The 25,082-nt window shown below is 71.9% G+C and carries 25 protein-coding genes; 19 read left to right on the plus strand and 6 right to left on the minus strand.

All coding sequences use genetic code 11. The features are described 5' to 3' along the window. Positions 1 to 36: 36 nt before the first annotated feature. Positions 37 to 1,194: an epoxide hydrolase family protein gene (locus tag OG494_RS09020; RefSeq protein ID WP_328453824.1), complete on the plus strand. Its 1,158-nt coding sequence runs from the start codon at positions 37 to 39 to the stop codon at positions 1,192 to 1,194. A 41-nt stretch (positions 1,195 to 1,235) separates the two neighbouring features. On the opposite strand, the gene OG494_RS09025 is transcribed toward OG494_RS09020, so the two are convergent. Continuing rightward, positions 1,236 to 1,841, minus strand: coding sequence for a VOC family protein (locus OG494_RS09025; RefSeq protein WP_328453826.1), 606 nt, complete (start codon positions 1,839 to 1,841; stop codon positions 1,236 to 1,238). 132 nt (positions 1,842 to 1,973) lie between these two features. Here OG494_RS09025 and OG494_RS09030 point away from each other — a divergent pair, with 132 nt between their 5' ends. Continuing rightward, on the plus strand, positions 1,974 to 2,477 hold the full coding sequence (locus tag OG494_RS09030; RefSeq protein ID WP_328453828.1) for a winged helix-turn-helix transcriptional regulator: 504 nt from the start codon (positions 1,974 to 1,976) through the stop codon (positions 2,475 to 2,477). Positions 2,478 to 2,490: 13 nt separating this feature from the next. Beyond that, positions 2,491 to 3,039 (plus strand): pyridoxamine 5'-phosphate oxidase family protein, encoded by a 549-nt coding sequence (locus tag OG494_RS09035; protein WP_328453830.1) that lies wholly within the window; start codon positions 2,491 to 2,493, stop codon positions 3,037 to 3,039. Here the strand turns inward: OG494_RS09035 and OG494_RS09040 are convergent, their stop codons facing one another. Both OG494_RS09040 and OG494_RS09045 read right to left on the minus strand, forming a co-directional pair. Then, on the minus strand, positions 3,040 to 3,216 hold the full coding sequence (locus OG494_RS09040) for a hypothetical protein (RefSeq protein WP_328453832.1): 177 nt from the start codon (positions 3,214 to 3,216) through the stop codon (positions 3,040 to 3,042). Continuing rightward, complete coding sequence (locus tag OG494_RS09045) at positions 3,213 to 4,655, minus strand: aldehyde dehydrogenase (RefSeq protein WP_328453834.1); 1,443 nt, start codon at positions 4,653 to 4,655, stop codon at positions 3,213 to 3,215. Before OG494_RS09045 ends, OG494_RS09040 begins: the two co-directional genes overlap by 4 nt. A 107-nt stretch (positions 4,656 to 4,762) precedes the next feature. On the opposite strand from OG494_RS09045, the gene OG494_RS09050 reads away from it, so the two are divergent. The 12 genes from OG494_RS09050 (at position 4,763) to OG494_RS09105 (ending at position 16,823) form a co-directional block, all read left to right on the plus strand. Next, positions 4,763 to 5,299 carry a TetR/AcrR family transcriptional regulator gene (locus OG494_RS09050; protein ID WP_328453836.1) on the plus strand — a complete coding sequence of 179 codons (537 nt, stop codon included), beginning with the start codon at positions 4,763 to 4,765 and terminating at the stop codon, positions 5,297 to 5,299. Positions 5,300 to 5,498: 199 nt separating this feature from the next. Next, entirely contained in the window at positions 5,499 to 6,323 is an 825-nt protein-coding gene (locus tag OG494_RS09055; RefSeq protein WP_328453838.1) for an endo alpha-1,4 polygalactosaminidase, read from the plus strand. Then, positions 6,323 to 7,591 carry an ABC transporter substrate-binding protein gene (locus tag OG494_RS09060; protein WP_328453840.1) on the plus strand — a complete coding sequence of 423 codons (1,269 nt, stop codon included), beginning with the start codon at positions 6,323 to 6,325 and terminating at the stop codon, positions 7,589 to 7,591. Before OG494_RS09055 ends, OG494_RS09060 begins: the two co-directional genes overlap by 1 nt. A 9-nt stretch (positions 7,592 to 7,600) precedes the next feature. After that, positions 7,601 to 8,539 (plus strand): carbohydrate ABC transporter permease, encoded by a 939-nt coding sequence (locus OG494_RS09065; RefSeq protein ID WP_328453842.1) that lies wholly within the window; start codon positions 7,601 to 7,603, stop codon positions 8,537 to 8,539. Beyond that, positions 8,536 to 9,408 (plus strand): carbohydrate ABC transporter permease, encoded by an 873-nt coding sequence (locus OG494_RS09070; protein ID WP_328453844.1) that lies wholly within the window; start codon positions 8,536 to 8,538, stop codon positions 9,406 to 9,408. Before OG494_RS09065 ends, OG494_RS09070 begins: the two co-directional genes overlap by 4 nt. Positions 9,409 to 9,415: 7 nt before the next feature. After that, positions 9,416 to 10,354, plus strand: a complete 939-nt coding sequence (locus tag OG494_RS09075; RefSeq protein WP_328453846.1) for a carbohydrate kinase family protein — start codon at positions 9,416 to 9,418, stop codon at positions 10,352 to 10,354. Beyond that, positions 10,351 to 11,664, plus strand: coding sequence for an alpha-glucosidase/alpha-galactosidase (locus OG494_RS09080; RefSeq protein WP_328453847.1), 1,314 nt, complete (start codon positions 10,351 to 10,353; stop codon positions 11,662 to 11,664). Before OG494_RS09075 ends, OG494_RS09080 begins: the two co-directional genes overlap by 4 nt. Positions 11,665 to 11,676: 12 nt before the next feature. Continuing rightward, on the plus strand, positions 11,677 to 12,558 hold the full coding sequence (locus OG494_RS09085) for an SIS domain-containing protein (RefSeq protein ID WP_328453849.1): 882 nt from the start codon (positions 11,677 to 11,679) through the stop codon (positions 12,556 to 12,558). Between the two features lie 106 nt (positions 12,559 to 12,664). After that, positions 12,665 to 12,832 carry a ribbon-helix-helix domain-containing protein gene (locus tag OG494_RS09090; RefSeq protein ID WP_328453851.1) on the plus strand — a complete coding sequence of 56 codons (168 nt, stop codon included), beginning with the start codon at positions 12,665 to 12,667 and terminating at the stop codon, positions 12,830 to 12,832. Next, entirely contained in the window at positions 12,829 to 13,173 is a 345-nt protein-coding gene (locus OG494_RS09095) for a VOC family protein (RefSeq protein ID WP_328453853.1), read from the plus strand. Before OG494_RS09090 ends, OG494_RS09095 begins: the two co-directional genes overlap by 4 nt. 411 nt (positions 13,174 to 13,584) lie before the next feature. Then, entirely contained in the window at positions 13,585 to 15,348 is a 1,764-nt protein-coding gene (locus OG494_RS09100; protein ID WP_328453855.1) for an acyclic terpene utilization AtuA family protein, read from the plus strand. Further along, entirely contained in the window at positions 15,345 to 16,823 is a 1,479-nt protein-coding gene (locus tag OG494_RS09105; RefSeq protein ID WP_328453857.1) for a CoA transferase, read from the plus strand. The genes OG494_RS09100 and OG494_RS09105 overlap by 4 nt, the downstream gene beginning before the upstream one ends. 46 nt (positions 16,824 to 16,869) lie before the next feature. Here the strand turns inward: OG494_RS09105 and OG494_RS09110 are convergent, their stop codons facing one another. From OG494_RS09110 to OG494_RS09120, 3 genes are all read right to left on the minus strand, one after another. Then, positions 16,870 to 17,442, minus strand: a complete 573-nt coding sequence (locus OG494_RS09110) for a class F sortase (protein WP_328453859.1) — start codon at positions 17,440 to 17,442, stop codon at positions 16,870 to 16,872. Positions 17,443 to 17,446: 4 nt separating this feature from the next. Continuing rightward, positions 17,447 to 18,238: a choice-of-anchor P family protein gene (locus OG494_RS09115; RefSeq protein ID WP_328453861.1), complete on the minus strand. Its 792-nt coding sequence runs from the start codon at positions 18,236 to 18,238 to the stop codon at positions 17,447 to 17,449. A gap of 393 nt (positions 18,239 to 18,631) precedes the next feature. Continuing rightward, complete coding sequence (locus tag OG494_RS09120; protein ID WP_328453863.1) at positions 18,632 to 19,564, minus strand: carbon-nitrogen hydrolase family protein; 933 nt, start codon at positions 19,562 to 19,564, stop codon at positions 18,632 to 18,634. Positions 19,565 to 19,588: 24 nt separating this feature from the next. On the opposite strand from OG494_RS09120, the gene OG494_RS09125 reads away from it, so the two are divergent. The 4 genes from OG494_RS09125 to OG494_RS09140 are packed head-to-tail and all read left to right on the plus strand — an operon-like array spanning position 19,589 to position 25,069. Beyond that, positions 19,589 to 21,238: a fatty acyl-AMP ligase gene (locus OG494_RS09125; protein WP_328453865.1), complete on the plus strand. Its 1,650-nt coding sequence runs from the start codon at positions 19,589 to 19,591 to the stop codon at positions 21,236 to 21,238. Further along, on the plus strand, positions 21,231 to 21,494 hold the full coding sequence (locus tag OG494_RS09130; RefSeq protein ID WP_328453867.1) for an acyl carrier protein: 264 nt from the start codon (positions 21,231 to 21,233) through the stop codon (positions 21,492 to 21,494). The genes OG494_RS09125 and OG494_RS09130 overlap by 8 nt, the downstream gene beginning before the upstream one ends. Beyond that, positions 21,495 to 21,809: a hypothetical protein gene (locus OG494_RS09135; RefSeq protein ID WP_328453869.1), complete on the plus strand. Its 315-nt coding sequence runs from the start codon at positions 21,495 to 21,497 to the stop codon at positions 21,807 to 21,809. It begins immediately after the preceding gene. Further along, positions 21,809 to 25,069, plus strand: coding sequence for a WXG100 family type VII secretion target (locus OG494_RS09140; RefSeq protein WP_328453871.1), 3,261 nt, complete (start codon positions 21,809 to 21,811; stop codon positions 25,067 to 25,069). Before OG494_RS09135 ends, OG494_RS09140 begins: the two co-directional genes overlap by 1 nt. Positions 25,070 to 25,082: the final 13 nt, after the last annotated feature.

Genomic DNA, 25,082 nt, shown 5'->3' on the forward strand with positions numbered 1-25,082 from the left:
GTGTCAAAGAATACCGGGTGGCCGTAAGGTTCGGGCATGCCGGAGAGCACGCCTGAGCCGTTCGCCCCGAAGACCGAGCCCGCGGTGCTCGAAGACCTGCGCGCACGGCTGCGTGCGACACGCTGGCCGGATTCGCCGGAGGACGCCGGCTGGTCGCTCGGGACCGACGTCGACTACCTGCGTGAACTCGTCGCCTACTGGGCGGACGGGTTCGACTGGCCGGCGCGCGAAGCCGAACTGCGCGCCCTGCCCCGCTTCCGCGTCCCGGTCGGCGGCCTCGGGATCCACTTCGTCCACGCGAAGGCGGCCGCGCCGGCGTTGCCGCTGGTGCTCAGCCACGGCTGGCCGGACTCGTTCTGGCGCTACAGCAAGGTCATCCCGCTCCTGACCGACCCGGGCGCGCACGGCGCCGACCCCGTCGACGCGTTCGACGTCGTCGTCCCGGACATGCCGGGCTACGGCTACTCGGACCGGCCGGCCGGTCCGCCGCTGAACTCCGTCGCCGTCGCCGGGCTGTGGGCCGAGCTGATGGCCGGCCTGGGTTACGCGCGGTTCGGCGCGGCGGGCGGCGACATCGGCAGCCACGTGAGCCGCTACCTCGCGCTCGATCACCCGGATCGCGTGGTGGCGGTCCACCGCACCGACGCGGGGATCCCGGTCTTCCCGGGCGACCGGGCGGAACTGGCGCCGGAGGAACGCGCGTGGTTCGACTCCGCCGCTGCCTGGGGCGCGGCGGAAGGCGCCTACGCCGCGATGCACCGCACCAAGCCGCAGACGGCGGCGTTCGGCCTGACCGACTCCCCGGCCGGGCTGGCGGCGTGGATCGTCGAGAAGCTGCGGTCGTGGAGTGACTGCGACGGCGACATCGAGCGGTCGTACACCAAGGACGAGATCCTCACGAACGTGATGCTGTACTGGCTGACCGGGACGATCGGGTCGTCGATGCGGATGTACCACGCGAACTCCGCGATCCCGGTGGAGCAGCTCCGGCGCCGGGTCGAGGTGCCGTCGGGCTTTTCCCTGTTCCCGGGCGACATCCTCCGGCCGCCTCGGGCCTGGATGGACCGCACGGCGAACGTGGCCCGGGTGACCGAGCACGCCCGCGGCGGGCACTTCGCGGCCTTCGAAGAGCCGGAGGACTACGCCCGGGAGCTGCGCGAGTTCTTCCGCCCCTTCCGGGAGCCGATCGGCTGAGCGCGCGGCCGGCCGGCGCCGGAACCCGGTGGGAACGTCTTTCAGCCGGCCGAAGGACCGTGCTGCACCATGTACTCGGCGTACCACGACGGCCAGTCCGTGTCCTCGTGGCCGAGTTCCTTCTCGTGCTCGCCGTGCGCCCTCGCGGCGCGGCGCAGGGCGTCCGCCAGTTCGGCCGCGGACGAGTACCGCACGTCGGTGACCCGGCCGGGCAGTCGCGTGGTGATCTCCTGCAGCACCCAGCCGTTGCCGTCCGGGTCGCTGAACGAGGCGAACGACGCGTAGCTGTGGCGGTCGGGGTCCGGGCCGTCGACCCGGGCGCCGGTGCCGGCGTGGTGGAACACGCCGCCCGCGTCGTGGAAGACCTCGCTGATCCCGACGCCCCGCGCGGCGATCTCGGCCCTGGTCGTCTCGATGTCGGTGACGACGAGGTGCAGGCCCTGGGCGGAACCCGGTGCGGCGTCGGTGACCCCGCTGCCGAAGATCACCGACGCGGGCGAACCCGGCGGCGTCAGCTGGATCACGCGGAATCCCCCGTCGCCCGCGAAGTCGGCGTCTTCCCGCCAGCCGAGCGCGAGGTAGAACCGCTTGGCCCGGTCGACGTCGGAGACGGGGAGAACGGCGATCTCGAGCTTCATGTCCGTCATCGGAACCCCTTCGGCTCTCGCGGCCCGTTCGGCGCCGCTCACCCCAACTTGGCCTCATCACCGCCGATTTACCACCGCTTGTGCGGTGCGCCATACTGGTGCGGTAATGCAACCAGTCCCGAGGTGAGAGCAGTGCGCAAGGACACGAGGTCGGGCTGTCCGATCAACCTGTCGCTGGAGATCTTCGGCGACCGCTGGACCCTGCTCGTCCTGCGTGACGTCGTGTTCGCCGGCGCGCGGCACTTTCGCGAGCTGCTCGGCGGCCCCGAGCGGATCTCGTCGAACGTCCTCGCCGACCGGCTCGCCGTGCTCGTCGAGCACGGGATGCTCACCAGGGCCGGCGATCCCACGCACAAGCAGAAGGTCAACTACAGCCTCACCGAGCAGGCCATCGAGCTGGTGCCCGTGCTGGTCCAGCTCAGCACGTGGGGTGCGCGGCACCTCCCGGTGGGCGACGCCTACGCCGCGCGCGCCGCGGTGCTGACGGCCGGGGGCCCGCCGCTGTGGGAGGCCTTCATGGACGAACTGCGGGAAACCCACCTCGGACCGGGTGCCCGGCGCGAACCGGCGCCGGACGGTCCCTGTGTCGCGGCCCAGCTGGAGGCCGCTTACCGCGCGTCCGTCGACCGACGATGATCGGAGTTCACCGATGAACGACCCGACGATCCACCTCGACGACCGGTTCAGCGATCCCGGCACCCGGCCCACCGACTGGGCCACGACCCGGGAAGTGCTCGAAACCGCGCAGATCAGCTGGCTCACGACCGTGCGCGCGGACGGCCGCCCGCACGTCACGCCGCTGGTCGCGGTGTGGCTGGACGGCACGCTCTGCTTCGGGACCGGTGCCACGGAACAGAAGTACCTCAACCTCACCGCCAACCCGCACGTCGTGCTGACGACCGGCCGCGCCACCTGGGACGACGGCCTCGACGTCATGGTCGAGGGGGAGGCGCGCCGCGTCACGGACCGGCCGACGCTCGAACGCCTCGCCGCCGCGTACCTGGAGAAGTGGGACGGCAGCTGGAAGTACGAGGTGGGCGACGAGGGTCTGCGCCAGGGCGGCAACGACGCCGTGATCTTCGCGGTGGAGCCCGCCAAGGTGCTCACCTTCGGCCGGCGGCGCACTCCCGCTTCCGGCAGCTCGATGCTCTCGACCGTCGAGTTCACCCACACCGGCGCCGTGCCCGCGCGCGGCTGATCACCACGGCAGCGGCCCGTCCTCGGCGAAGAACCCGCTCGCCGGGTCGTCGTCTCCGATCGTGGCCCGGCGGACGGAAACCCGCGCGCCCTCGTCGGTGGCTTCGCGAAGATCGCGGTTGTACCGGCCGTAGCGCCGACCGACGCCGCCCGTGCCCAGGGTGATCGGCGGGGTCAAACCGTGACCGTCTGGTACTCGATGTACTGCGTGAGCCCGACCGCGCCGTACTCGCGGCCGACGCCGCTGGCCTTGAAACCGCCGAAGGGGCCGTCGAAATCGATCGGCGCGCCGTTGATCGTGACGGTCCCGGTCCGCAACCGGCGGGCGACGGCCAGCGCGTGGTCCTCGTCCGCGGACCAGACCCCGCCGGAGAGCCCGTATTCGGATTCGTTGGCGATGCGCACGGCGTCGTCTTCGTCGTCGTAGGCGATCACCACCAGCACCGGCCCGAAGATCTCCTCCTGGGCGATGCGCATCGTGTTCGAGACGTCGGCGAACAGCGTCGGCGTGACGTAGTTGCCGGGTTCCAGCCCGGCCGGGACCTGCGCGCCGCCGGTGACGAGCCGGGCGCCTTCCTCGACGCCGAGCGAGATGTAGTCGCGGACGCGCTGCTGCTGGTCGGGCCGGACCATCGGGCCGATGAACGTCTTCTCGTCGGCGGGGTCGCCGACCTGCAGCGACTCGACCATCTCCTTGAGCCCGGCGACGACCTCGTCGTACCGGCTGCGCGGCGCGAGGATGCGCGTCTGGGCGATGCAGGCTTCGCCGTTGTTGAGCAGGGACCCGAACTTCAGGCCCTGGATCGCCGCGCCGAGGTCGGCGTCGGGCAGGATGACGGCCGCGGACTTGCCGCCGAGTTCGAGGCTGACGCGCTTGAGTTGCTCGCCGGCCAGCGACGCGATCCGGCGGCCCGCCCGCGTCGACCCGGTGAACGCGACCTTGTCGACGTCCGGGTGCTTCACCAGGTGCTCGCTGGTTTCGCGGTCCGCCGGCAGCACGCTGACGACGCCCCGCGGCAGCCCGGCCTCGGCCAGCAGCCCGGCGAGCAGGTTCATGCTGAGCGAGTTCTCCGGGGAAACCTTGAGCACCACGGTGTTCCCGGCCAGCAGGGCCGGGATGAGCTTGGCCAGCGCGGCCGAGAACGGCGAGTTCCACGGGATGATCGCGGCGACCACGCCGATCGCCTCGCGGCGCACGACCGAGCGGAACGGCGCGCCCGGGTCGGAGGGCGCCAAGGTCTCCTCCCAGCCGAACTCCCCGGCCGCCTTCAGATAGGCGTCGGCCTGCCGGGTCAGCCCGGCCTGGCCGGCGCGGGTGAACCAGAGCGCCGAGCCGTTCTCGGCGGAGATGATCGCGGCGACGTCGTCCGCGCGCTCCTCGCGCAGGGTGTTGAGCCGGCGGAGCACGGCGATCCGGTCGGCGGGCGGGGTGCGTGGCCAGGTGCCTTCGTCGAAGGCGGCCCGGGCCGCGGCGACGGCGCGGTCGACGTCGGCCGGGAGGGCCTGCGCGGCGCGGCCGAGCAGCGAATGGTCGTGCGGGGACACGAGGTCCAGCAGGTCCGGGCCGCTCGGCTCGGTCCACTCGCCGCCGATGAAGAGCTGGTCGTAAGTGATCACGGGATGCCTCCTATTTGTCACATCACTGTAGCGCTTAGCGTGCTTAAGGCATTCCAGGAGTGACAGTAAGCTGCGTTACAGTCACAAAGACGTGCTAACTTGACGTCATGAGAGCCGACGCGGTCCGCAACCTCGAGACCGTCCTGACGACGGGCGCGCGCATGCTCGCCGCGGACCCGGCGGCCAGCGTCGCCGCGATCGCGGCCGAAGCCGGCGTCGACCGCCGCACGGTCTACCGCCACTTCGCGTCCCGGGACGAGCTGCTGGCCGCGGTCTACGACGCCCGGCTGGCGGCGATCGAGGAGGCCGTCGAGCACGCGCGGCTGCGCGAGGCGCCCGTGCCGGTGGCCCTGCACCGGTACGCCGAAAGCGTCATCGAGGTCAACCGCAAGTGGCCGGTCGAGCTGACCCGGATGCGCGCCGAACCGTCCATTCAGGACCGTCGTGGCCGGGTGATCGCCGAGGTGGAAGCCTTTCTGGCGCGGGCCACCGCCGAGGGCTTCTTCCGGGCGGACGTCCCGGCCGGCTGGGTCTACCAGCTCCTGGTCCAGCTGCTGCACCTCGCGTCGCGGCAACCGTCGGGCGCTCCGGAGGCGGCGGACCTGCTGGTCGGCACGTTGCTGCGCGGAGTCGGCGCGAACTGACCCGCGAGTGCTCGAAACTGTCCATTAACGACGGAGAAACCCCAGTATCGAGCACTTGACATGCCCGGTCCTGCTCGCTTTACTTCTGGGCACGTCGGAACGGACGCCCGACGTCAGAGGTACGCCCAGCCGGTATGTCGGCCTCCGCCGCGAGCCCGGACTGAGTCGCCAGGACGCGCTCGTGGTCCGAGGCGGGGTCGTGCCCACCATCATCCGGAGTTCGATGATGCCCTTCTCCCGCGTTCAGTTCCTCGCCGGCGCCGCGCTCGCGGCCGCCGTCCTCGGCGGTACCGCGTGCACGGCCTCGGCCGCTCCGGCCGCAGTCACCCCGCCACCGGTCAAGGCGGGCTTCGACTACCAGATCGGCGGCGCCTACACCCCGCCCAGCGGCGTCAAGGTCGTCAGCCGCGACCACACGGCCGCGCCGGCCGCCGGGCTCTACAACATCTGCTACGTCAACGCTTTCCAGTCCCAGCCCGGCGCCGAGGGGGAGTGGGGCGACCTGCTGCTGCGCGACGCGAACGGCAACGTCGTCATAGACGAGGACTGGGACGAGGCGCTGCTCGACCTGCGCACCGCGGACAAGCGCACGCGCGTCGCGGCGAAGGTGAACGCCTGGGTCGACGACTGCGCCGCGCGGGGCTACCAGGCGATCGAGCCGGACAACTACGACAGCTTCACACGCTCCCGGGGGCTCCTGTCCGACAGCGACGCCCAGGCCTACATCCGCCTGCTTTCCGCCCACGCCCACGCGAAGGGCCTTGCCATCGGGCAGAAGAACACCAGCGAGCTGGCCGGGCAGCGCCAGGCCAACGGGCTCGACTTCGCCATCGCCGAAGAGTGCGGGCAGCAGAAGAACTGCGGCGAGTTCACCCCCGCGTTCGGCGACCACGTGATCGTCATCGAGTACACCGACAGCGGTCTCAAGACCGCCTGCAGCCGGTGGAGCTCGCTCAGCATCGTCCGCCGGGACCTCGACGTCGTCCCCAAGGGCGAGTCCGGCTACGTCCGCAAGACCTGCTGATGGACCGGCGGGGTTTCCTGCGCGGGGTCGGCGGTCTCACCCTCGGCACCGCGCTGGCCGGCTGCGGCACGGCCGGCGGGAGCGGCGGTGGCCCGGTGACGGTCGAGGTCTGGCACGGCCAGACCGACACCGGCAAGAAAGTCCTCGACGAGCTCGTCGCGGACTTCCACCGGACCCACCCGGGGATCCGGATCGACCTCGGCGGCGGCGTCCTCGCCGATGCGATGCTGCAGAAGATCACCGCGGCGCTCGCGTCGGGGTCCTTCCCGGACATCGCCTACGTCTTCGGCTCGGACCTCGCCAGCGTCGCGCGCAGCCCGAGCGTCGTCGACGTCACCGACCTCGTCGACGCGGGTCCCGGTTTCTGGACCCCGGCGCGGGACGCGGTCACGGTGAACGGCCGGGTGCGCGCCGTCCCGGCGCTGCTCGACTCGCTGGCCGTGGTGTGCAACAAGACGCTGTTCGACGCGGCCGGGATCCCGCTGCCCGCCGCGGGCTGGACGTGGGCCGAATTCGTCGAGACGGCGAAGAAGCTCACCGACGCGGGCAGCGGCACCTTCGGCACCGCCTGGCCCGCCACCGGCGACGAGGACACCGTGTGGCGGCTGTGGCCGATGGTGTGGGACCTCGGCGGTGAGGTGATCGGGGCCGGCGGACGCGGCATCGGATTCGCCGACCAAGGGGTGCGCGCCCTCGAAGTCGTCCGCGACCTCGCCGCCGCGAAGGCCGTGTACCTGGACCCGAAAACCGGCAGTGAGCAGATGTACCAGGCGTTCGAATCCGGGCACATCGGCATGGTCCCCACGGGGCCGTGGCAGCTGCCCGACATCGCCGACGCCGGGGTCGACTACGCGGTCGTGCCGTTGCCCAGCTTCAGCGGCCGTCCCGGCACCATTTCGGGGCCGGACACCTGGACGCTCTTCGACAACGGCGAGGAGCGCGTCGCGGCGGCGCGCACGTTCCTCTCGTGGCTGGCCGAGCCGGCCCAGGACGTCCGCTGGGACGACGGTGCCGGCAGCCTGCCGCTGAGCCGCCGGACGCAGGAACTGCCCGCGTGGCAGGAGAAAACGGCCGAGACGCCGGGGCTGCCGGTCTTCGTCGACGCTCTCGATCACGCACGGGTCCGGCCCGTGCACCCGGCCTACCCGCAGATCTCGGCGGCCGTGGGCACCGCGATCGTCGCCGTGCTGCTCGGCCGGGCCACCCCGGCCGACGCGCTGCGGGACTGCGCCGCGGCCGCGAACGCCGCCCTGATCATCCCCCGCTAGGGAGCCGCCATGCCCGGACTGCCGAAGGCCATCACCGTCACGCCCGCTCAGAATCACATCAAGAGCCGCCGGCGCCGCGAGACCGCGGCCGCGTGGGCCTACGTCTCACCCGCCGTGCTCATCATCCTCGGCCTCGGCGTGCTGCCCGTGGCCTGGTCGCTGCTCCTGTCGTTCCAGGTCGACGACCTCGTGACGCCCAGCCGGTGGGTCGGCTGGGACAACTACGCGGCGCTCGCCCAGGACCCGAACTTCGCCCAGGCCGTCGGGAACACCCTGCTGTACACGGTGCTCTACGTCCCGCTGAGCATCCTGTTCGGTTTCCTCCTGGCGCAGGCGCTGAACCGGCGCATCCGGCTGATCGGCGTCTACCGGACGCTGGTCTTCGTGCCGTTCGTGCTCTCGGCGACCGCGCAGGGTGTGCTCTTCTCGTTCATCCTCGACCCGCAGTTCGGCGCGGCCAACTCGCTGCTGCACCACCTCGGCGTGTCCCCGCAGGGCTTCCTGACCGATCCGGGGCAGGCGCTGCTGGTGCTCGTGGCCATCACGTTGTGGAGCGGCACCGGCTTCTGCGTCATCGTGTACCTGGCCGCGCTGCAGGACGTCCCGCCGTCGCTGGTCGAAGCCGCGCGGCTGGACGGCGCGGGCACCTGGCGGGTGCTGCGGCACGTCACGCTGCCGGCGATCATGCCGGTGACGGCGTTCCTGGTGGTGTGGCAGCTGATCACGTCGCTGCAGGTGTTCGACCTGGTGTACGTGACGACCAAGGGCGGCCCGCTCGGCTCCACCACGGTGATCGTCTACTTCGTCTGGGAGCAGGCGTTCAAGAACTTCACCGCCGGCTACGGCGCGGCGTCGGCCTACGTGCTCGCGCTCGCCCTGCTCGTCGTCGTGGTCGCCGTCCGCCTGCTCCGCCGCCCCCGGAAGACGGTTCGGAAGGTGCTCCGATGACCGCCCGGCTCGACGGCGTGCCCGCGCCGCGCGTCCTGCCCGTGCTGCGCCGCCCCCGGCTGCCGTTCAGCCCGTGGCACCTGCTGCTCGTGCCGCTGGCGCTCGTGTTCGCCGCGCCGCTGGTGTGGCTGCTGCTCAGCTCGGTGATGAGCAACGCCGAGATCAACCGGTTCCCGCCCGCGCTGTGGCCGTCCCACGTGGACTTCTCGGGCTACCGCTACGTCCTGGACAACGCGCTGTTCGTGCGCTGGTTCACGAACTCGCTGATCGTGTCGGCGGTGACCGTGGTGTCGAACCTGCTGTTCGGCGCGCTCGGCGGGTACGCGTTCGCGCGGATGCGGTTCACCGGGTCGCGGGCGCTGCTCGCGGTGATGATCGCGACGATGGCGATCCCGTTCCAGCTGACCATGATCCCGACGTTCCTGGTGATGAAGAAGCTCGGCCTGATCGACAGCCTGGGCGCGCTCATCGTGCCGTCGCTGGTGACGCCGTTCGCGGTGTTCCTGCTGCGCCAGTTCTTCCTGTCGCTGCCCCGGGAGCTCGAAGAAGCGGCGTGGATCGACGGCTGCTCACGGCTGCGCGTGCTGTTCACGATCGTGCTGCCGTTGTCGCGGCCCGCGTTGAGCACGGTGGCGGTGCTGACGTTCCTGAGCACGTGGAACGACCTGACCTGGCCGCTGATCGCGGTCAACCACGACACCGTCTACACGCTGCAGCTGGGCCTGACGACGTTCCAGGGCCAGCACCACACCAACTGGGCCGCCGTCATGGCGGGCAACGTGATCACCGTGCTGCCGGTGCTGCTCGCCTTCCTCGGCGCGCAGAAGACGTTCATCCAGTCCATCACCTCCAGCGGCCTCAAGGGCTAGGGCCGCCATGCACCGTTTCGACCTGCTCGTGGTCGGCGACGCCAACCCCGACGTCATCATCGGTCCACTTCGGACAGACCTCGTGTTCGGCCAGCGGGAACAGCTCGCCGGCTCGGGCGTGCTCACCCTCGGTGGCTCCGGCGCCATCACCGCCGCCGGCGCCGCCCGGCTGGGGCTGAAGGTCGCCTTCGCCGGGCGCGTCGGCGACGACGCCGGCGGCCGGTTCGTCCGCGACGCCCTCGACGAACGCGGCGTCGACACCAGCGCGTTGCGGATCGACCCGTCGTTGCCGACGCCGTTGACCACCGTCCTGACCCGCGACGGCGACCGCGCGATCGTCACCGCGCCGGGGACCCTGGCCGCGACCAGCGCCGACGACGTCCCGCCGGAGCTGCTCGCGGCGAGCCGGCACGTCCACTCGTCGTCGTACTTCCTGCTCCCGAAGCTCGCGCCCGCCTTGCCGGGTCTGCTGCGCAGCGCTCGCGGGCACGGCGCGACGACGTCCGTCGACACCAACGACGACCCGGCCGGGACCTGGGACGTCGGGGAGCTGCTGCGGGAGACGGACTTCCTGCTGCCCAACGCGGCGGAGGCGGTCCGGCTGACCGGCGCGGCCGGCGCGCGGGAAGCCGCCGCGCTGCTGGCCGCGCGGGGCCCGGCCGTCGTCGTCAAGGACGGCGCGGAAGGCGCTTTCGCCTGCCGCGACGGCGAATTCACCTCCGCGCCGGGGATTCCGGCGACCGCCGTCGACACCGTCGGCGCCGGGGACAGCTTCAACGCCGGGTTCCTCACCGGCGTCCTGGCCGGGCTGCCGCTCGGGACGGCGCTGCGCTGCGGCGTCGTCTGCGGCGGCTTCTCGGTCCGCGCCCGCGGCGGCACCGCCGGCCAGGCCACGTGGGACGACGTCCTCGTCCACCTCGAACGCACCGAATCGGATCACTCATGACCACCCCTCCCAAGATCACCTTCGTCGGCGCCGGAAGCGTCGTGTTCACCCAGGGCCTGCTCGCCGACCTGTTCGCCTACTCCGAGCTGGACGGCGTGCACGTCGCCCTGCACGACATCGACCCGGAACGGCTGGCGACGGCCCTGGCCGCGGCCCGGCAGATCGCCGCCGCCCGCGGCGTCAAACCGGTGCTCACCGCGCACCTTGACCGCCGGGAAGCCCTGGCCGGCTCGGACTTCGTCGTGAACATGGTCCAGATCGGGATGGGGGAGTCGACGCGCACCGACTTCGCCGTCCCCGAGCGGTTCGGCTTGCACCAGACCATCGGCGACACCCTCGGCATCGGCGGGATCTTCCGCGCGCTGCGGACGTTCCCGTTCCTGAAGGGACTCGGCGCGGACATCGCCGACGTCTGCCCGGATGCCTGGCTGCTCAACTACACGAACCCGATGGCGATGAACGTCCAGTACCTGAGCGAGGCCACCGGGCTGACGCGCGTCGTCGGGCTGTGCCACTCGGTGTACTGGACGGTGCACGGGCTCGCCGAGCTGGTCGGCGTGCCGTTCGACGAGGTCACCTACGTCGCGGCCGGCGTCAACCACCAGGCCTGGGTGCTGCGGTTCGAGCACGGTGGCGCCGACCTGTACCCGCGGCTGGCGGCGCTGGCCGAGGGCGACGAGCAGCTGCGGCGGCGCGTCCGGTTCGACATGTTCCGCCGCCTCGGCTACTACCCGACCGAGACCAGTGAGCACTCCGCCGAGTACGTGCCCTGGTACCTGCACCACGACAGCGAGATCGAGCGGCTGCGGCTGCCAGTCGGCGCGTACCTGGAGATCGTCGCGGAGAACGAGGCCGAGTACGAGCGGACGCGCCACGCGGTCGCCACCGGTGAGCCGCTGCCCGTCGAAGGCACGAACGAGTACGCGCCGCAGATCATCCACAGCATCGTCACCGGCACCCCGCGCACCGTCTACGGCAACGTCGTCAACCGCGGCCTGATCGAGAACCTGCCGGCCGGGGGTGTGGTCGAGGTGCCGTGCCTGGTCGACGGCACCGGCGTCCGGCCGACCCGGATCGGCGCGCTGCCGCCGCAGCTGGCCGCGCTCAACCGGACGTACCTGAGCATGAACGACCTCGTGGTGCGCGCGGCGATCGAGGACGACCCGCGCCACATCCGCCACGCCGCGATGACCGACCCCGCCACCGCGGCGACGCTGCCGGTCGAGCGGATCTGGGAGCTGTGCGACGACCTGGTCCGCGCGCACGGCGACCGCCTCCAGCCCGCACTGCGCACCCTTCTCGGCCACTGATTCGGGAGAACGATGTCCTACACCCTCGACGAGATCACCAGCCAGCCGGAGTGCTGGGCGCGCGTGGTCCGAGAACTGCCGCTGCACGCGCCGTCGCTGCCCGCCGCGGGCGAGCGCGTCGCCGTCATCGGCTGCGGTACTTCGTGGTTCATGGCGCAGAGTTACGCGCAGCTGCGCGAGGACGCCGGCCACGGCTTGACCGACGTCTTCGCGGCGTCGGAGGCGAAGCTCGACCGGCCCTACGACCGCGTGGTGGCGATGACCCGCTCCGGCACGACGACGGAGATCCTGACCGCGCTGGAGCGGATCCGCCCGGGCACCCGCGTCACGACGATCACCGCGGTGGGCGGCTCTCCGGCGGCGGGGCTGGCGGACGACGTCGTCTGCTTGCCGTACGCCGACGAGCGCTCGGTGGTCCAGACCCGGTTCCCGACGACGCAGCTGCTGCTCCTGCGCGCGCACCTGGGCCTGCCGACGGACCGCGCGCTGGCCGACGTCTCTTCGGCGTTGACCACGCCGCTCGCCCCGGAGCTGCTCGCGGCGTCGCAGATCTCGTTCCTGGGTGCGGACTGGCACGTGGGGGTGGCGAACGAGGCGGCGCTGAAGGTCCGCGAAGCGGCGGCTTGGTGGACGGAGTCGTATTCGGCGATGGAGTACCGCCACGGCCCGATCGCGGTGGCCGCCCCGGGCCGCGCCGTCTGGAGCCTGGCGCCGCCGGACCCCGGCCTGGTCGCCCAGATCGAGGCGACCGGTGCGTACCTGCGCCAGGGCGAACTGGACCCGCTGGCCGAGCTGGTGCTGGTCCAGCGGCTGGCGGTGGCCCTCGCCGAGGCGGCGGGCCGCGACCCGGACCGTCCGGCCCACCTGACCCGCTCGGTCGTCCTGGCGAGCTGACCCCGACCTGGCCTGCCGTGAAGGGCACCTTCAGGGACTCAGAGTCCCTGAAGGTGCCCTTCACGGCTTTTCAACGGCTAGATGGCTAGCGTGCTAGCATCCTGTCATGAGCGACAAGGACGTCAAGCAGTTCAACGTGTACCTGCCGACGGACTTGATCCGTGAGGTCAAGCACCACGCCGTGGACACCGAGCAGTCGCTGTCGGCCCTCGTCACCGAGGCGCTGCGCCGGTACCTCGCCACCACGGCCGACTCCGAAGGAGAACAGCGATGAAGAGTGACCGCGTCGAAGCCCTGTACCTGGAGACGCACAACTGGGGGAAGTCGGCCAAGTTCTTCCAGTCACTCGGGTTCGAGATCGACTTCGCGACCGACCATAACTCGGGGCTGCTGCGCAACGGCGACGGCGCCTACCTGTTCGTCGCCGAGGTGCCGGAAGACCGGCCGACCGGGATGCAGGTCGTCATCAAGGTCCCCGCCGAGGACACCTTCGAAGCCGGCGCGCCGGTCGAGGTCGTCAGCCCGTTCGAGGACACGCATTTCGGGACGCGCGAGATGAGCGTCCGGGATCCCGACGGGCGCACGTGGATCCTCCAGGCACCGTCCGGGAAGTGACCGACCGGCGCGCTGCCCGCGACGGGGCCGGCCTGGTCGTCACCGCGCAGGCCACGCAGCCGGACCGGCGCCGCCCCCTCGACGGCCCGGTCCGGCGTACCCCACAAGGATGCCCGGTTCGCCGTGGCGAAACCTTGCAAGGACCTTGAATCCGCAGGTCAGCGGCGGACACGGGATGATCCCCGAACGAGTGAATCGATCTCCGTGCCCGCATGCGCCGCACCTCGCAGCCAGGGGCGTGAGTCGGCGGGATGCGGGTCGGCCGGCGCGCCGGACCGGGCGTGGGCGCCGATGCTGCCGGCGCGTGGGCCGCACCTCGTCGCCGAGGTGCGGCCCGGCGCAAGCCGGGGATGCCGCGCTCCCGCCGGGCGGCTAGCGTCGGAAGCCCAGCCGTCGGCGGAAGGAGCGGGGATGCGGGACCGGGCGATCCGGATCGGCACCTTCTCCGGCTACCTCGGCGACCGCTTCACCGCGCTCGCCGAGGCCCTCGAAGGCGACCCCGTCGACGTCCTCGCCGGCGACTACCTCGCCGAGATCACCCTGGCCATGCTCGCCGAGCGGCATCGGCGGGATCCTTCGCGCGGGTACGTCGAATACTTCCTCGACCAGCTGCGGCCCCACCTCGCGACGCTCGCCGAACGCGGCGTCAAGGTCGTCACCAACGCCGGTGGTTTCCACCCCGCCGGGCTGGCCGGCGCCGTCCGCGCGGCCGCCGCCGAAGCCGGCGTGACCCTCTCCGTCGCGCACGTCGAAGGCGACAACCTCCTCGCGGACCTCGACGAGCTGGCCGCCACGCACCCGCTGACCCACCTCGACACCGGGCGTCCGCTCTCGACTTGGGACACGACGCCGATCGCGGCCAACGCCTACCTCGGCGGCCACGGCATCGCCGCCGCGCTGGCCGGCGGTGCCGACGTCGTCGTGTGCGGGCGGGTCACCGACGCGTCGCTGGCCGCCGGGCCGGCCGCGTGGTGGCACGGCTGGGACGCTGGCGACTGGGACCGGCTCGCCGGCGCCGTCGTCGCCGGGCACGTCATCGAGTGCGGGCCGCAGGCCGTCGGCGGCAACTTCTCCGGCTTCACCGGCGTCCCGGGCATGGCGAAACCCGGCTTCCCGATCGCCGAGATCGCCGCGGACGGCGGCAGCGTGATCACCAAGCACACCCGCGACGGCGGCACGGTCACCGTCGACACCGTCACGGCCCAGCTCGTCTACGAGATCCAGGGCCCGCGCTACCTCAACCCCGACGTCACCGCGCACCTCGACGACGTCCGCCTCACCCCGGCCGGCCCCGACCGGGTGGCGATCACCGGCGTCACCGGCTCGCCGCCGCCCCCGACGACCAAGGTCGCCGTGTTCGGGCAGATCGGGTTCAGCGTCGTCAACACCGTCTACGTCACCGGCCTCGACATCGACGCGAAGATCGCCCTGCTGCGCGAGCAACTCGGCCGCGCGGACGGCGTCGAGCTCGACGTCACGCGGATCGGCGTCCCGGCCGAGGACCCCGGCAGCCAGTGGGACGCGACGGCCGCGGTCCGGATCATGGCGACGTCCCGCGACCGGGAACCCCTGGAACGCTTCGGGCTCGCGCGCCGGATCGGCAGCCTCTACCTCCAGAGCATTCCCGGGTTCTTCCACGACGGCGGCGGTGAACTCGCCGTCCGGCCGCGGCCCCGGATCGACTACTGGCCCGCTGTGCTGGACGCCGGCGTCGTGCCGCACCGCGTGGTTTTCGCCGACGGGCCGACCCGGGACGTCGCGCCAGCACCCCAGACGTCCATTGTGGACCAACCGGCGCACCCGGAACCCGCCGAGGAGCCGGCGGGAACGCGGCTCGTGCCGCTGGGCACCGTCGCGCACGCCCGCAGCGGCGACAAGGGCGGCAACTGCAACCTCGGCGTCTGGACCGCCGATCCGGACGCCTGGCCGTGGCTGCGGCGGACACTGAGCACGGCGAGACTCCGCGAACTGCTGCCGGAGACCGCCGATCTCGACATCGTCCGGCACGAGTTCCCGCACCTGCGGGCCGTGCACTTCGTCCTGCGCGGGCTGCTCGGCACCGGCGGCTCGGCGAACCTGCGCGTCGACCAGGTCGGCAAGGCGGTCGGGGAGTACCTGCGCGCCCGGCTCGTGCCCGTACCCGAAGAACTCCTGAAGGGGGAGGACCACCGATGACGCTCACCGAACGGGTCGAGCACGCGATCGCCCACCCGGCGGCCGACGACGCCTTCGACCCGCACGCCGAGCTCGCCGACCTCCTGTCCGGCATCGGGATGAGCCCCGCCGACACCGGCGGCACGATCACCTTCGACGGCGCCGACCCGGTCGTCCCGAGCACCCTGCGCCTCGGCGGCGCGTCGGCCGTCGCGCTGGCCGCGAAGTCGGCGGCGATCGCGAAGCTCTGGCGGCTGCGCGGCGGTGACGGCCAGGACATCGGCGTCGACCTGCGGGTCGCGCCGCACCGGCTGTGCCCGTTCTACGACCGGAAGTGGGAGCTGGTCAACGGCTTCCCGCAGAACGCCGCGGCCAACCCGAGCCAAGCACTGGGGTTCCGGTTCTACCGCACCGCCGACGACCGCTGGGTGATGCCGCTCAACCCGTACCCGAAGATCAAGATCGCCGCGCAACGCCTGCTCGACGTCCCGGACGACCCGGACCGGGTGGCCGCCGCCGTCGCGGGCTGGAAGGGCATCGAGCTGGAAGAGGCCGCGGTGGCGGCCGGGACCGTGCTGCCGATGCTGCGCACCACCACCGAACTGCTCGCCGAGCCGCACTACCGGGAAACCCTGGCCGGGCTGCCGCTGATCGAGATCACCAAGATCGCCGACAGCGACCCGGTGCCGTTGCCCGCCGGCGCCGCCGATCCGCTGTCCGGCGTCCGCGCGCTGGGCATGGGCCACGTGATCGCGGGCGCGGGCGTCGGCCGCGCCCTCGCCCTGCACGGCGCCGACGTCCTCAACCTGTGGCGCCCCGGCGAACTCGAGCACGACGTCACCTACGTGACGGCGAACGTCGGGACCCGATCGGCCATCGTGAACCCGTACAAAGAGGAAGGTGCCCAGAAGATCCGGGAGCTGCTCGGCACGGCGGACGTCTTCTACGCCAACCGCAGGCCCGGCTACCTCGCGCGCATCGGGCTGACCGCGGAGCAGGCGGCGGAAACCCGGCCGGGAATCGTGTACGCGACCGCGTCGCTCAACGGCGAACACGGGCCGTGGGCCGGCCGGATCGGGTTCGACCAGACCGCCGGCAGCCTCACCGGGATGATGCACCTGGAAGGGGACGGGCAAACCCCGGCGCTGCCGCCGATCCTCGTCGTCAACGACTACATCGTCTCGTGGCTGATGGCCGCGGGGATCGTCGAAGCGCTGACGCGGCGGGCGACCGACGGCGGCAGCTACCGCGTGCACGTCTCGCTCACCCGCGCCGCGCTGTGGATCCTGAGCATGGGCGTGTTCGACAAGGCCTACGCGCTCGACACCGCCGGCCGCGGCGAGGCGCACGCCTACCTCGACCCGGAGACCTTCACCGCCGACACCCCGCTCGGGCACTACCAGGGCGTCACCGACCAGGTCCGGATGTCCGCGACGCCGGGCCACTACCGCACGGTCCTGGTGCCGCGCGGCTCGTCCCGTCCCGAGTGGTCGTGAGTGTTTAGGGCGGTTCTAACCGCCCTGAACACTCACGACCGGTGGGCTACTTCAGCAGTTTCGCGTAGACGATCACGTTGTCGAGGTAGTTGCGGCTCGCCGCGTCGTACTTGCCACCACAGGTGATCAGCCGCAGTTCCGGCTCGTTCGTGTTCCCGTACACGGCTTCCGTCGGGAACTCCTTCTTCGCGATCTGGTCGACCTTCGCCACGGTGAACGTGAGCTTGCCGCCGTCCGCGCGGTCGACGTGCACCTGGTCGCCGACCTTCATCTCGTGCAGCCGCCAGAAGATGCCCTTCCGGTGGTCGCCGTCGATGTGGCCCAGGATGACCGCCGGGCCGACCTCGCCGGGCGTCGGCCCGTACTCGTACCAGCCGGCCTGCAGGGGCTGGTCGACCGGCGGGACCTCGACGGTCTTGTCGGCGTTGAGCCCGAGCGACACCAGCGACGACTGCGCGTCGATGGCGGGGACGTCGATCGCGGTGGGCAGGGACCGCGTCAGCCCGGCGGGGGCGGCCGCGGCGGGCGCGGGCGCCGGGTTCCCGGCCGCGGTCGGCGTCGTGGCGCCGCACCCGGCGAGCAGCAGCGCGGTGAGGACGAAGAGAAGTGCGCGGCGCATCGGCTCAGCCCTCGGTCGCGAGGCTGCCGTCGCCAGTCTGCGGGGCACCGGCGGGCACGACGGTGACCTGGCCCGGGTTCTGCTCCCGCGGCGGGGCCTGCGGCGCGAGTTCCTTCGCCGGGCCGCAGGACACGGACGCGAGCTTGACGTCCCCGCTGCCGAGCGCGCCGGTGACGTCGCCGCCGAGGAGCTTGACGTGCAGCGCGGTGACGTCGAGGCCGCCGTCGTAGCGCTGGTTCTGCTCGTTGACGATCACCTCGACCACGCCGGGGATGCCGAGGCGGGTGTTGGGCGCGGCCTCCGCGGGGATCGTGCCGAGCCGGCCGAGGTTGACCCCGGCCAGATCGCTGCTGCCGACGACCTTGCCGTCGGCCGACGCGCAGCGGGCGCTGATCACCCGCGCCGACGGCACCCGGCCGGCGACCGCGGCCAGCACGGGCAGCGTCGCCTCGACGATGCTCGCCTTGCTCGCGACCGAAGTGGTGTCGGAGACGACGGAGCTGGAGATCGCCTTCGCGGTGACGAGCCCCTTCAGCGGGGCGTCGGCCACGTTCGCCGAGGTCGGTCCGGTGCTGCTCGACGGCGCCAGCTTGCCGGTCTCGACGGTGATCCCCTTGCCACCGGCCAGATCCTTCAGCACGCCGGGGAGCAAGGAGACCGCGGCGGACGCGCCGAACGCGGAGCCGGTCACCCCCGCGTCCTCGGCCGGCGCACCGGTGGCGCCGGTGGCTCCGGTCGCCAGGACGACGGCGGTCAGGCCGGCCAGGCTCCCGGCTCGGAGCATGGTTGTGCGCATGTACGAGGTCCTTTCAAAAAAATGGGCCGCGAAAACGTGCGGCGACGGCGGGCCGAGCGTGACTCGGTCCGCGGAGGAAAGCTCGGCCACGCTATCAAAATCGCGCTTGCTGCCAAGGGGCTCGAGTTCCGCGGTGGTTACCCGCGTTCGCAAAACGTGATCTTCCGGAAAACAAACAACTCGAAGTGGCCACTTCGGCGCAGGGTATTTTGCCGATGATCGACACCGAGTAGCGTCCATTGCGGCATTCGAGGGGGTTCACCGGCCTTTGTGACACGTCCGAGTGATTACTCGGCCGGGGCGCGGCGAACACGGGGAGTGATGTGACCGCCACGGCATTCGACGCGTTCGATTCCGTCGTCCTGCGGGACGGCTAGAGCTGTGTGTGGCCGGTCAAAAGGTGCCGCGGTCGTCACTTCGCGGGTCGCCGTGGACGACGTGGTCGTCGTACAGCCCGGCTCGCGCGGTGCGAAGCCAAGGTCGCGCCAGCTGGACCGCCGTGGCGACATCAGGATCCGACAGCTCGAGGTCCGCGATAGCCGGCGCGGGTTCCGCGCGCGAAGGTGCCCGCGCGATCCACCGGCCGCCCGGCGCGACGACACCGGCGGGCACGGTGGCCGCGAACTGCGCGGGCACCGAGTAGCCGAGCCAGTAGCTGTACAGCGTCCCGTACGCCTGGGCGACCGTCGCCCGGGCCGCGTCGTCCACCATCACCGACACCAGGACGCAGTCGACGTCGAGGCGCTCGTACTCGGCGAACAGCTCGGGGAAGTTGACCTCGATGCACAGGGCGCACCCGAACCGGAAGCCGTCGATCTCGAAGACCAGCGGCTCGGTGCCCGGCGAGTACAGGTACCGCACCTCGGTGTTCGACAGGAACCTCTTGTCGTACCTGCCGACCGGGTTTCCGGTGTCCGATACGACGTAAAGGCTGTTGTGCGGGCGGTTGCCGTCGCTCAGCGGGTGGATCGAACCGAACGCGACCCAGATTCCGAGGCACCCGGCCGGCTCGGCGATCGCCTCGGCCTCCGCGCGCAGCACCGGCCACGCCGCGCGCGTCCAGTCGGCCGGGCCGACGCGGTCCGGGCCGTGCACCGGCATCACCCGCTTGTGCGGGTAGGTGATGGCCCCTTCGGGGAACTGCACCAGCCGGGCGCCCGCGTCCCGGGCCTCGGCCATCAGCCTGCGCAGCCGGGCACCCGACGCGCGGAGAGCGGCCACGTCGGAAGGATCTTCGACTATTTCGCTCTGGGCCACCGCCAAGCGGAACGTCCGCGCCACCACCCGAGCCTGGAGCGCGGGCGGCGCGCGGTAAGTTGCCCCCATGCGTCCCGTCCGCCCGAGCCGCCGGTGAACGTGCCCGAAGAGGTGCTGCGCACCTCGATCGTCGAGTGCCTCTTCGCGCGTGCGGCCGACGAGCGTCCGCTGTTCACGCACCAGGACCACGGCGCCGGCGCCGAGCACACGCTGACGTGGGCCGAGTTCACCGCGCGGGTGCGCGTGGTCGCGGGGGAGCTGGGCCGGGTCGCCGAGCCGGGGGAGCGCGTCGCGATCCTCGCCGGGCAGGACCTGAACTACCCGCTCGCGTTCTTCGCCGCGCTCGCCGCCGGCCTGGTCGCGGTGCCGCTGATGGCGCCGTCGAGCCGCGGCCAGCGCGACCGGCTCACCGGCGTGCTGGCCGACTGCGGCGCGCGCGTCTGGCTGACGTCCTCGGCCGCGGCGGCCCGGGTGCGCGAAGCCGGCGATTTCGACCACCTCGTCGTGGTCGACGAAGTCTCCGGCCCGGGCGTCGATCCGGTGCCGGTGACGGCGGAAACCCCGGCGTACCTCCAATACACCTCGGGCTCGACGCGGGAACCGGCCGGCGCCGTGATCCCGCACCGCGCGATCGTCGCGGCCTGCTGGCAGGGCAGCCGCGCCTACGCCGTCGACGAGGGCACGACCTGCGCCGGCTGGATCCCGTTCTTCCACGACATGGGCCTGATCCAGCTGCTGTGCCTGCCCGTCTTCGCCGGCGGGCGCTCGGTGTTCATGGCCCCGGCCGAGTTCGTGCACCGGCCGCAGCGGTGGCTGCGGCAGCTGCACGACTACCCGGCGGTGTTCACCGCCGCCCCGAACTTCGCCTTCGACCTCGCGGCCGACGCGGCGGCCGAGGCCGGCGACGACCTCGACCTCTCCGGCGTGCGGGTCGCCCTCAACGGCAGCGAACCCGTCCGGCCGCGCACCGTCGAGCGGTTCCGGGAAGTGTTCGGGCCGCGCGGGTTCCGCCCCGGCGCCCACTGCCCGTCCTACGGTCTGGCCGAGGCCACCGTGTACGTCACGAGCGCGGGCCCCGAAGGCCCGCGCGGCGCGGTGTTCGACCGGGACGCCCTCGCGCAGGGCAAGGCCGTCGAAGTGGTCGGCGGCCAGGAACTCGTGTCGGTCGGCCGTCCGGTCGGGCAGCGCGTGCGGGTCGTCCGGGACGGCCGCGAGCAGCCCGGCGGCGAGGTCGGCGAGATCTGGATCCACGGCTCGAACGTGGCGACCGGCTACTGGGGCCGCGGGGACGCCGGCGCGTTCGGCGCCACCCTCGACGGCCTGCGCGGCTGGCTGCGCACCGGCGACCTCGGGGTCGTGCACCGCGGCGACCTCTACGTCACCGGCCGGATCAAGGACCTCATCGTCATCGACGGCCGCAACTTCCACCCGCAGGACATCGAGGCCGCCGCGGGAGAAGCACACCCGGCCGTCCGCCGGGACCGCGTCGCCGCGTTCGGCGTGGCCGACGCAGACGGCGAGGGCGCGGTGGTGGTGGCCGAGTGGGCGCGTGACACCGATGGCGCAGATGTCCAAGCGGATGTCCGGGAAGTGACCAGGGCGGTGCTGCGCGCGGTGTCGCGCGAACACGACCTCACGCTGCGTTCGGTACGTCTGGTCCCTTCCGGCGGACTTCCGCGCACTTCCAGTGGCAAGGTCGCCCGGTCGGCCGCCAAGGCGCGTTATGGTGACTTCCGTGGGTGATCACCGCGCCGAGGTCACGAAGGTCGTCAGCGAGACCTTCATGCTGGACCCGGCCGGCGTCGAGCCCGACGCTCCTCTCGAGGAGCTGGGCATCGACTCCAAAGGCCGGATCAAGCTGCTGGCTGCGCTGGAGGTCTACTTCCGGGTGACGATCGACCTGGACCAGCTCGACCGGTTCACCGACGTGGGTTCGGTGGCCGAAGTGCTCACGGAAGCGCTCGCGGGCGTGACCGGCGGATCTGACGAGAGGCTCTGAATGAGCGGGGGGTACACCGCGACGACCGATGCGTTGTCGTCGGCGTCGAAGAACATCGGCCAGCTGTCGGAACAGCTGCTGGACGACAACCCGGACCTGTCGAGCACGCCGGTCGACGCGGCCGGCTTCGGCCAGGCCCACGGCGAGCACGCCGCGAAGTACACCGCCGGGGTGACGGCGCTGTGGGCCGCGGTCAGCGGGTACAGCAGCACGCTGGGCTCGTTCGGCACGAACCTCGGCACCGCCGGCAGCAGCTACGGCGCGAACGAGGAAAACCAGTCGGGCGCGATCAACACCGCGGGGGCTGACCTGTAATGGCCAAGACCTGGACCGAGGTCAAGGCGGTGCTCGACGACCCGAGCGTGCCCGCCCAGACGAAGACCGTGCTGATCAGCAGCTGGATGCGGGAGAACCCGCCGCCCCCGCCGTTCCTGGCCGATCAGGAACCGGACGACATCAAGGCGAAGCGGCAGGAAGCCGAGAAGCTCGCCACCGCCTACAACGCGAACCCGCTCTTCTCCGGCGTCCCGCTCGACGAGGCCTACGACACGGCGAAGAAGGCCGGCGACCAGGCGAGCTACAACGAGGACCAGGAGAAGAAGGCCGTCGACGACGGCAAGAAGAAGCTCGACGACACCAAGCCCCCGGCCGCGGACGAGTCCGGTGGCGGGGCCGGCACCGGCACGAAGACGTCCGACGAGATCTTCGACGCCGCCGCGCCCGCGCTCAAGCTGTTCGAGACGTTCGGGTCGCTGCTGGCGAAGGTCCCGGACGACTGCCGTGGCAACACCCGCGCGCTCGACCTGGACAAGGACATCCGGAAGCCGTTCGACGAGCAGCGCGGCATCAGCTTCCAGAACTTCGTCGAGGACGCCGCCCACTTCAAGACCGGCTCGACCACGGTGGACAAGACGGTGGAGAACACCGGCACCGAGCTGTCCAGCCTGTACCAGAGCTGGACCGGCGCCGGTGCCGACGCGTCGTCGGACACCTACAACGACAAGATCCTGCCCAAGGCGAACAAGCTGTCCCAGACCCTCGGCAACGCGGGCGAGGCGACGCTCAGCACCGCGACCACGGTCTTCCAGCTGTGCAAGGGCAAGGCCGACGCGGTCATCGGGATGTACACCGACGTGGTCGGCAAGGCCGACTACACGATGGCGCAGAAGGTCATCGCGGTCGCCAGCGGCGAGCACGGCAACGAGAAGGACCTGGCCCAGATCGCGGGCTGGATGGACGCCAACTTCGGCACCAACCTGGTCAAGACGCTCAACGACCAGGGCTGCTGCGACGGCGACGAGATCAAGAAGCACGGCCAGGACCTGGCCAAGCAGTGGATCCAGAACCAGTTCAACCCCGACATGTGGGACCGGCTCTACCAGGGCTTCGCCAAGACCTGCAAGGACACGAAGGACCTCGTCGACCAGGCCTACGACGCGCTCGACAAGGTCATGGGCAAGGTCAAGAACGAGTTCGAGGGCGTGAGCATGCCCGGCGGCTCGGGCTCCGGCTCGGGTTCCGGCGCCGGCGGGTCCGGTGGCGGCTCGGGTTCCGGTGGCTCGGGTTCGGGCAACGGGGGCTACGGCGGTGGTTCCGGCAGCGGCTCGGGTTCGGGCAGCGGCGGCTACGGCGGCGGTTCGGGCGGCGGTGCCGGTTCGGGCGCCGGCGGCTCGGGGTCCGGCGGCTCCGGCTCGGGTTCCGGTGGGTCCGGTTCGGGCAGCGGCTCGGGTTCCGGCGGGTCCGGCTCGGGCAGCGGTTCGGGTTCCGGCGGCTCGGGTTCGGGTGGCGGCGGAAACGTGCCGCCGATCCCGGACTTCGACACACCGTCCGGGGCTTCCGGCAGTGGCTCCGGCTCCGGCGGTTCGGGCTCCGGCTCCGGCGGCGGCGGTTCGGTGCCGCCGATCCCGGACATCTCCGGTGGGTCCGGCTCCGGTTCGGGTGGCGGTTCGGGTTCGGGTGCCGGTGGTGGCGGCCCGGTGCCGTCCATCCCCGACATGTCCGGTGGCGGGGGCTCGGGCGGTGGCGACGACACGTCGCCGTCCTCGACGCCGCCTCCGTCTTCTTCGGACGGTCAAGCCGCCGCGGCCGCGGCGGCGGAAGCCGCCAAGAAGAAGGCCGCCGACGCGCTGAGCCAGTTCAGTGGTGAGGGCATCAAGACCGATTCCGGTGACGGTGCGGGTGGCCTCGGCGGCTCGGGCAGTGGCGGTGGTAGCGGCAGTGGCAGTGGGCTCGGTGGGGACGACACCTCGCCGTCGGGGACCGGCTCCGGCTCGGGCGCCGGCGGCGGTCAGGACGCGGCCGCCGCGGCGGCGGAAGCGGCTAAGAAGAAGGCCGCCGACGCGTTGAGCCAGTTCAGCGGTGAGGGCATCAAGACCGATTCCGGTGACGGTGCGGGCGGCCTCGGCGGCTCGGGCAGCGGCAGTGACTCGGGATCGGGCTCCGGCTCGGATTCCGGGTCCGGCTCGGACCCCGCGGCGGACGGCAAGGCGGCCGCCGAGAAGGCCGCGGAGGACGCCAAGAAGCAGGCGTCCGACGCGCTGGACAAGCTCGGCGGCGACGGCATCAAGACCGACCAGGACGGCGACGGCCTGCTCGACGACGGCAAGTCCGACACCGGCAAGGACGGCAAGGCCGACCTGGACGGCGACGGCAAGCCCGACGGCGACGAGAATCTCGACCACCTCAAGGTCAAGCAGGGTGACAAGACCTTCGAGATGACCGAGCCGGACTCCGACGGCAAGATGGACATCAAGGTCGGCGAAGGCGACGGCCCGGCGAAGGACTTCAAGCTCGACTGGCCCGACGGCGACGCCGCCAAGACCGACCTCGGCGTCGCCGGCTCGGACGACCCGGGGAAGCCGGACGCCGACGGCGTCTACCACCCGGGCGCGGACGGCAAGATCCACATCCAGGACGGCGACCTCAAGATCACCGCCGAGCGGCCCGACGGCGCGGACGGCCCGACGGTCGTGACCGTCGACGACGGCACCGGCAAGCCGACTACCTACACCCTGGGCGAGGACGACACGTCGCCCGGCGGCCTGGACGACGACACCAAAAAGCACCTCGACGACGCGCTCAGGGGCGAGACCAAGGGCGACACGGCCTCGCACGCCCTCGGCGACACCCCCGACGCGAAACCCGGCGACCTGCCGAAGCACAGCGGCACCCTCGACGGGATCGGCGCGTCCGGCGGCGGCGGGGGTGGCGCGCACGCGCTGTCCGCGGCCGGCCTCGACACGGGCGGCGCCGGCGCGGTGACGGGCTCGCTCGGCGAGTCGCCGTCGCTGTCCGAGGGGGTCCACAGCGGGGTGGGGGCCGGCCAGCAGCAGACGGCGGCGCCCGCGTTCGCCTCGGCGGCCGCGGTCGGCGCGAACGGCCAGGCCGGCCAGTCGATGGGCGGCGGCATGCCGATGGGCGGCATGGGCGGCGGTGGCCAAGGCGGCGGCGACCAGGAGCGCTCGAACCGGGCGTACCGGATCGAGGGCGCCGTCTTCGAGCCGATGGCCGAACCCACCGGCCGGATCGTCGGATCCCTGGACGACGAGGAGCCGCCGGCCCCCCGCCGGTGGTGAGCGCGGGCTGAGG

The organism is Amycolatopsis sp. NBC_00438, from assembly GCF_036026695.1.
Lineage (GTDB): Bacteria > Actinomycetota > Actinomycetes > Mycobacteriales > Pseudonocardiaceae > Amycolatopsis.

What these genes read in the sequence shown, in the direction of transcription:
- OG494_RS09065 (WP_328453842.1), top strand. Translation starts at nt 7,601, where the DNA reads ATGCCCGGACTGCCGAAGGCCATCACCGTCACGCCCGCTCAGAATCAC.
- OG494_RS09135 (WP_328453869.1), top strand. Translation starts at nt 21,495, where the DNA reads ATGAGCGGGGGGTACACCGCGACGACCGATGCGTTGTCGTCGGCGTCG.
- OG494_RS09075 (WP_328453846.1), top strand. Translation starts at nt 9,416, where the DNA reads ATGCACCGTTTCGACCTGCTCGTGGTCGGCGACGCCAACCCCGACGTC.
- OG494_RS09080 (WP_328453847.1), top strand. Translation starts at nt 10,351, where the DNA reads ATGACCACCCCTCCCAAGATCACCTTCGTCGGCGCCGGAAGCGTCGTG.
- OG494_RS09110 (WP_328453859.1), bottom strand. Translation starts at nt 17,442, where the DNA reads ATGCGCCGCGCACTTCTCTTCGTCCTCACCGCGCTGCTGCTCGCCGGG.
- OG494_RS09035 (WP_328453830.1), top strand. Translation starts at nt 2,491, where the DNA reads ATGAACGACCCGACGATCCACCTCGACGACCGGTTCAGCGATCCCGGC.
- OG494_RS09025 (WP_328453826.1), bottom strand. Translation starts at nt 1,841, where the DNA reads ATGACGGACATGAAGCTCGAGATCGCCGTTCTCCCCGTCTCCGACGTC.
- OG494_RS09020 (WP_328453824.1), top strand. Translation starts at nt 37, where the DNA reads ATGCCGGAGAGCACGCCTGAGCCGTTCGCCCCGAAGACCGAGCCCGCG.
- OG494_RS09095 (WP_328453853.1), top strand. Translation starts at nt 12,829, where the DNA reads ATGAAGAGTGACCGCGTCGAAGCCCTGTACCTGGAGACGCACAACTGG.
- OG494_RS09100 (WP_328453855.1), top strand. Translation starts at nt 13,585, where the DNA reads ATGCGGGACCGGGCGATCCGGATCGGCACCTTCTCCGGCTACCTCGGC.
- OG494_RS09085 (WP_328453849.1), top strand. Translation starts at nt 11,677, where the DNA reads ATGTCCTACACCCTCGACGAGATCACCAGCCAGCCGGAGTGCTGGGCG.
- OG494_RS09070 (WP_328453844.1), top strand. Translation starts at nt 8,536, where the DNA reads ATGACCGCCCGGCTCGACGGCGTGCCCGCGCCGCGCGTCCTGCCCGTG.
- OG494_RS09115 (WP_328453861.1), bottom strand. Translation starts at nt 18,238, where the DNA reads ATGCGCACAACCATGCTCCGAGCCGGGAGCCTGGCCGGCCTGACCGCC.
- OG494_RS09105 (WP_328453857.1), top strand. Translation starts at nt 15,345, where the DNA reads ATGACGCTCACCGAACGGGTCGAGCACGCGATCGCCCACCCGGCGGCC.
- OG494_RS09140 (WP_328453871.1), top strand. Translation starts at nt 21,809, where the DNA reads ATGGCCAAGACCTGGACCGAGGTCAAGGCGGTGCTCGACGACCCGAGC.
- OG494_RS09050 (WP_328453836.1), top strand. Translation starts at nt 4,763, where the DNA reads ATGAGAGCCGACGCGGTCCGCAACCTCGAGACCGTCCTGACGACGGGC.
- OG494_RS09060 (WP_328453840.1), top strand. Translation starts at nt 6,323, where the DNA reads ATGGACCGGCGGGGTTTCCTGCGCGGGGTCGGCGGTCTCACCCTCGGC.
- OG494_RS09120 (WP_328453863.1), bottom strand. Translation starts at nt 19,564, where the DNA reads ATGGGGGCAACTTACCGCGCGCCGCCCGCGCTCCAGGCTCGGGTGGTG.
- OG494_RS09090 (WP_328453851.1), top strand. Translation starts at nt 12,665, where the DNA reads ATGAGCGACAAGGACGTCAAGCAGTTCAACGTGTACCTGCCGACGGAC.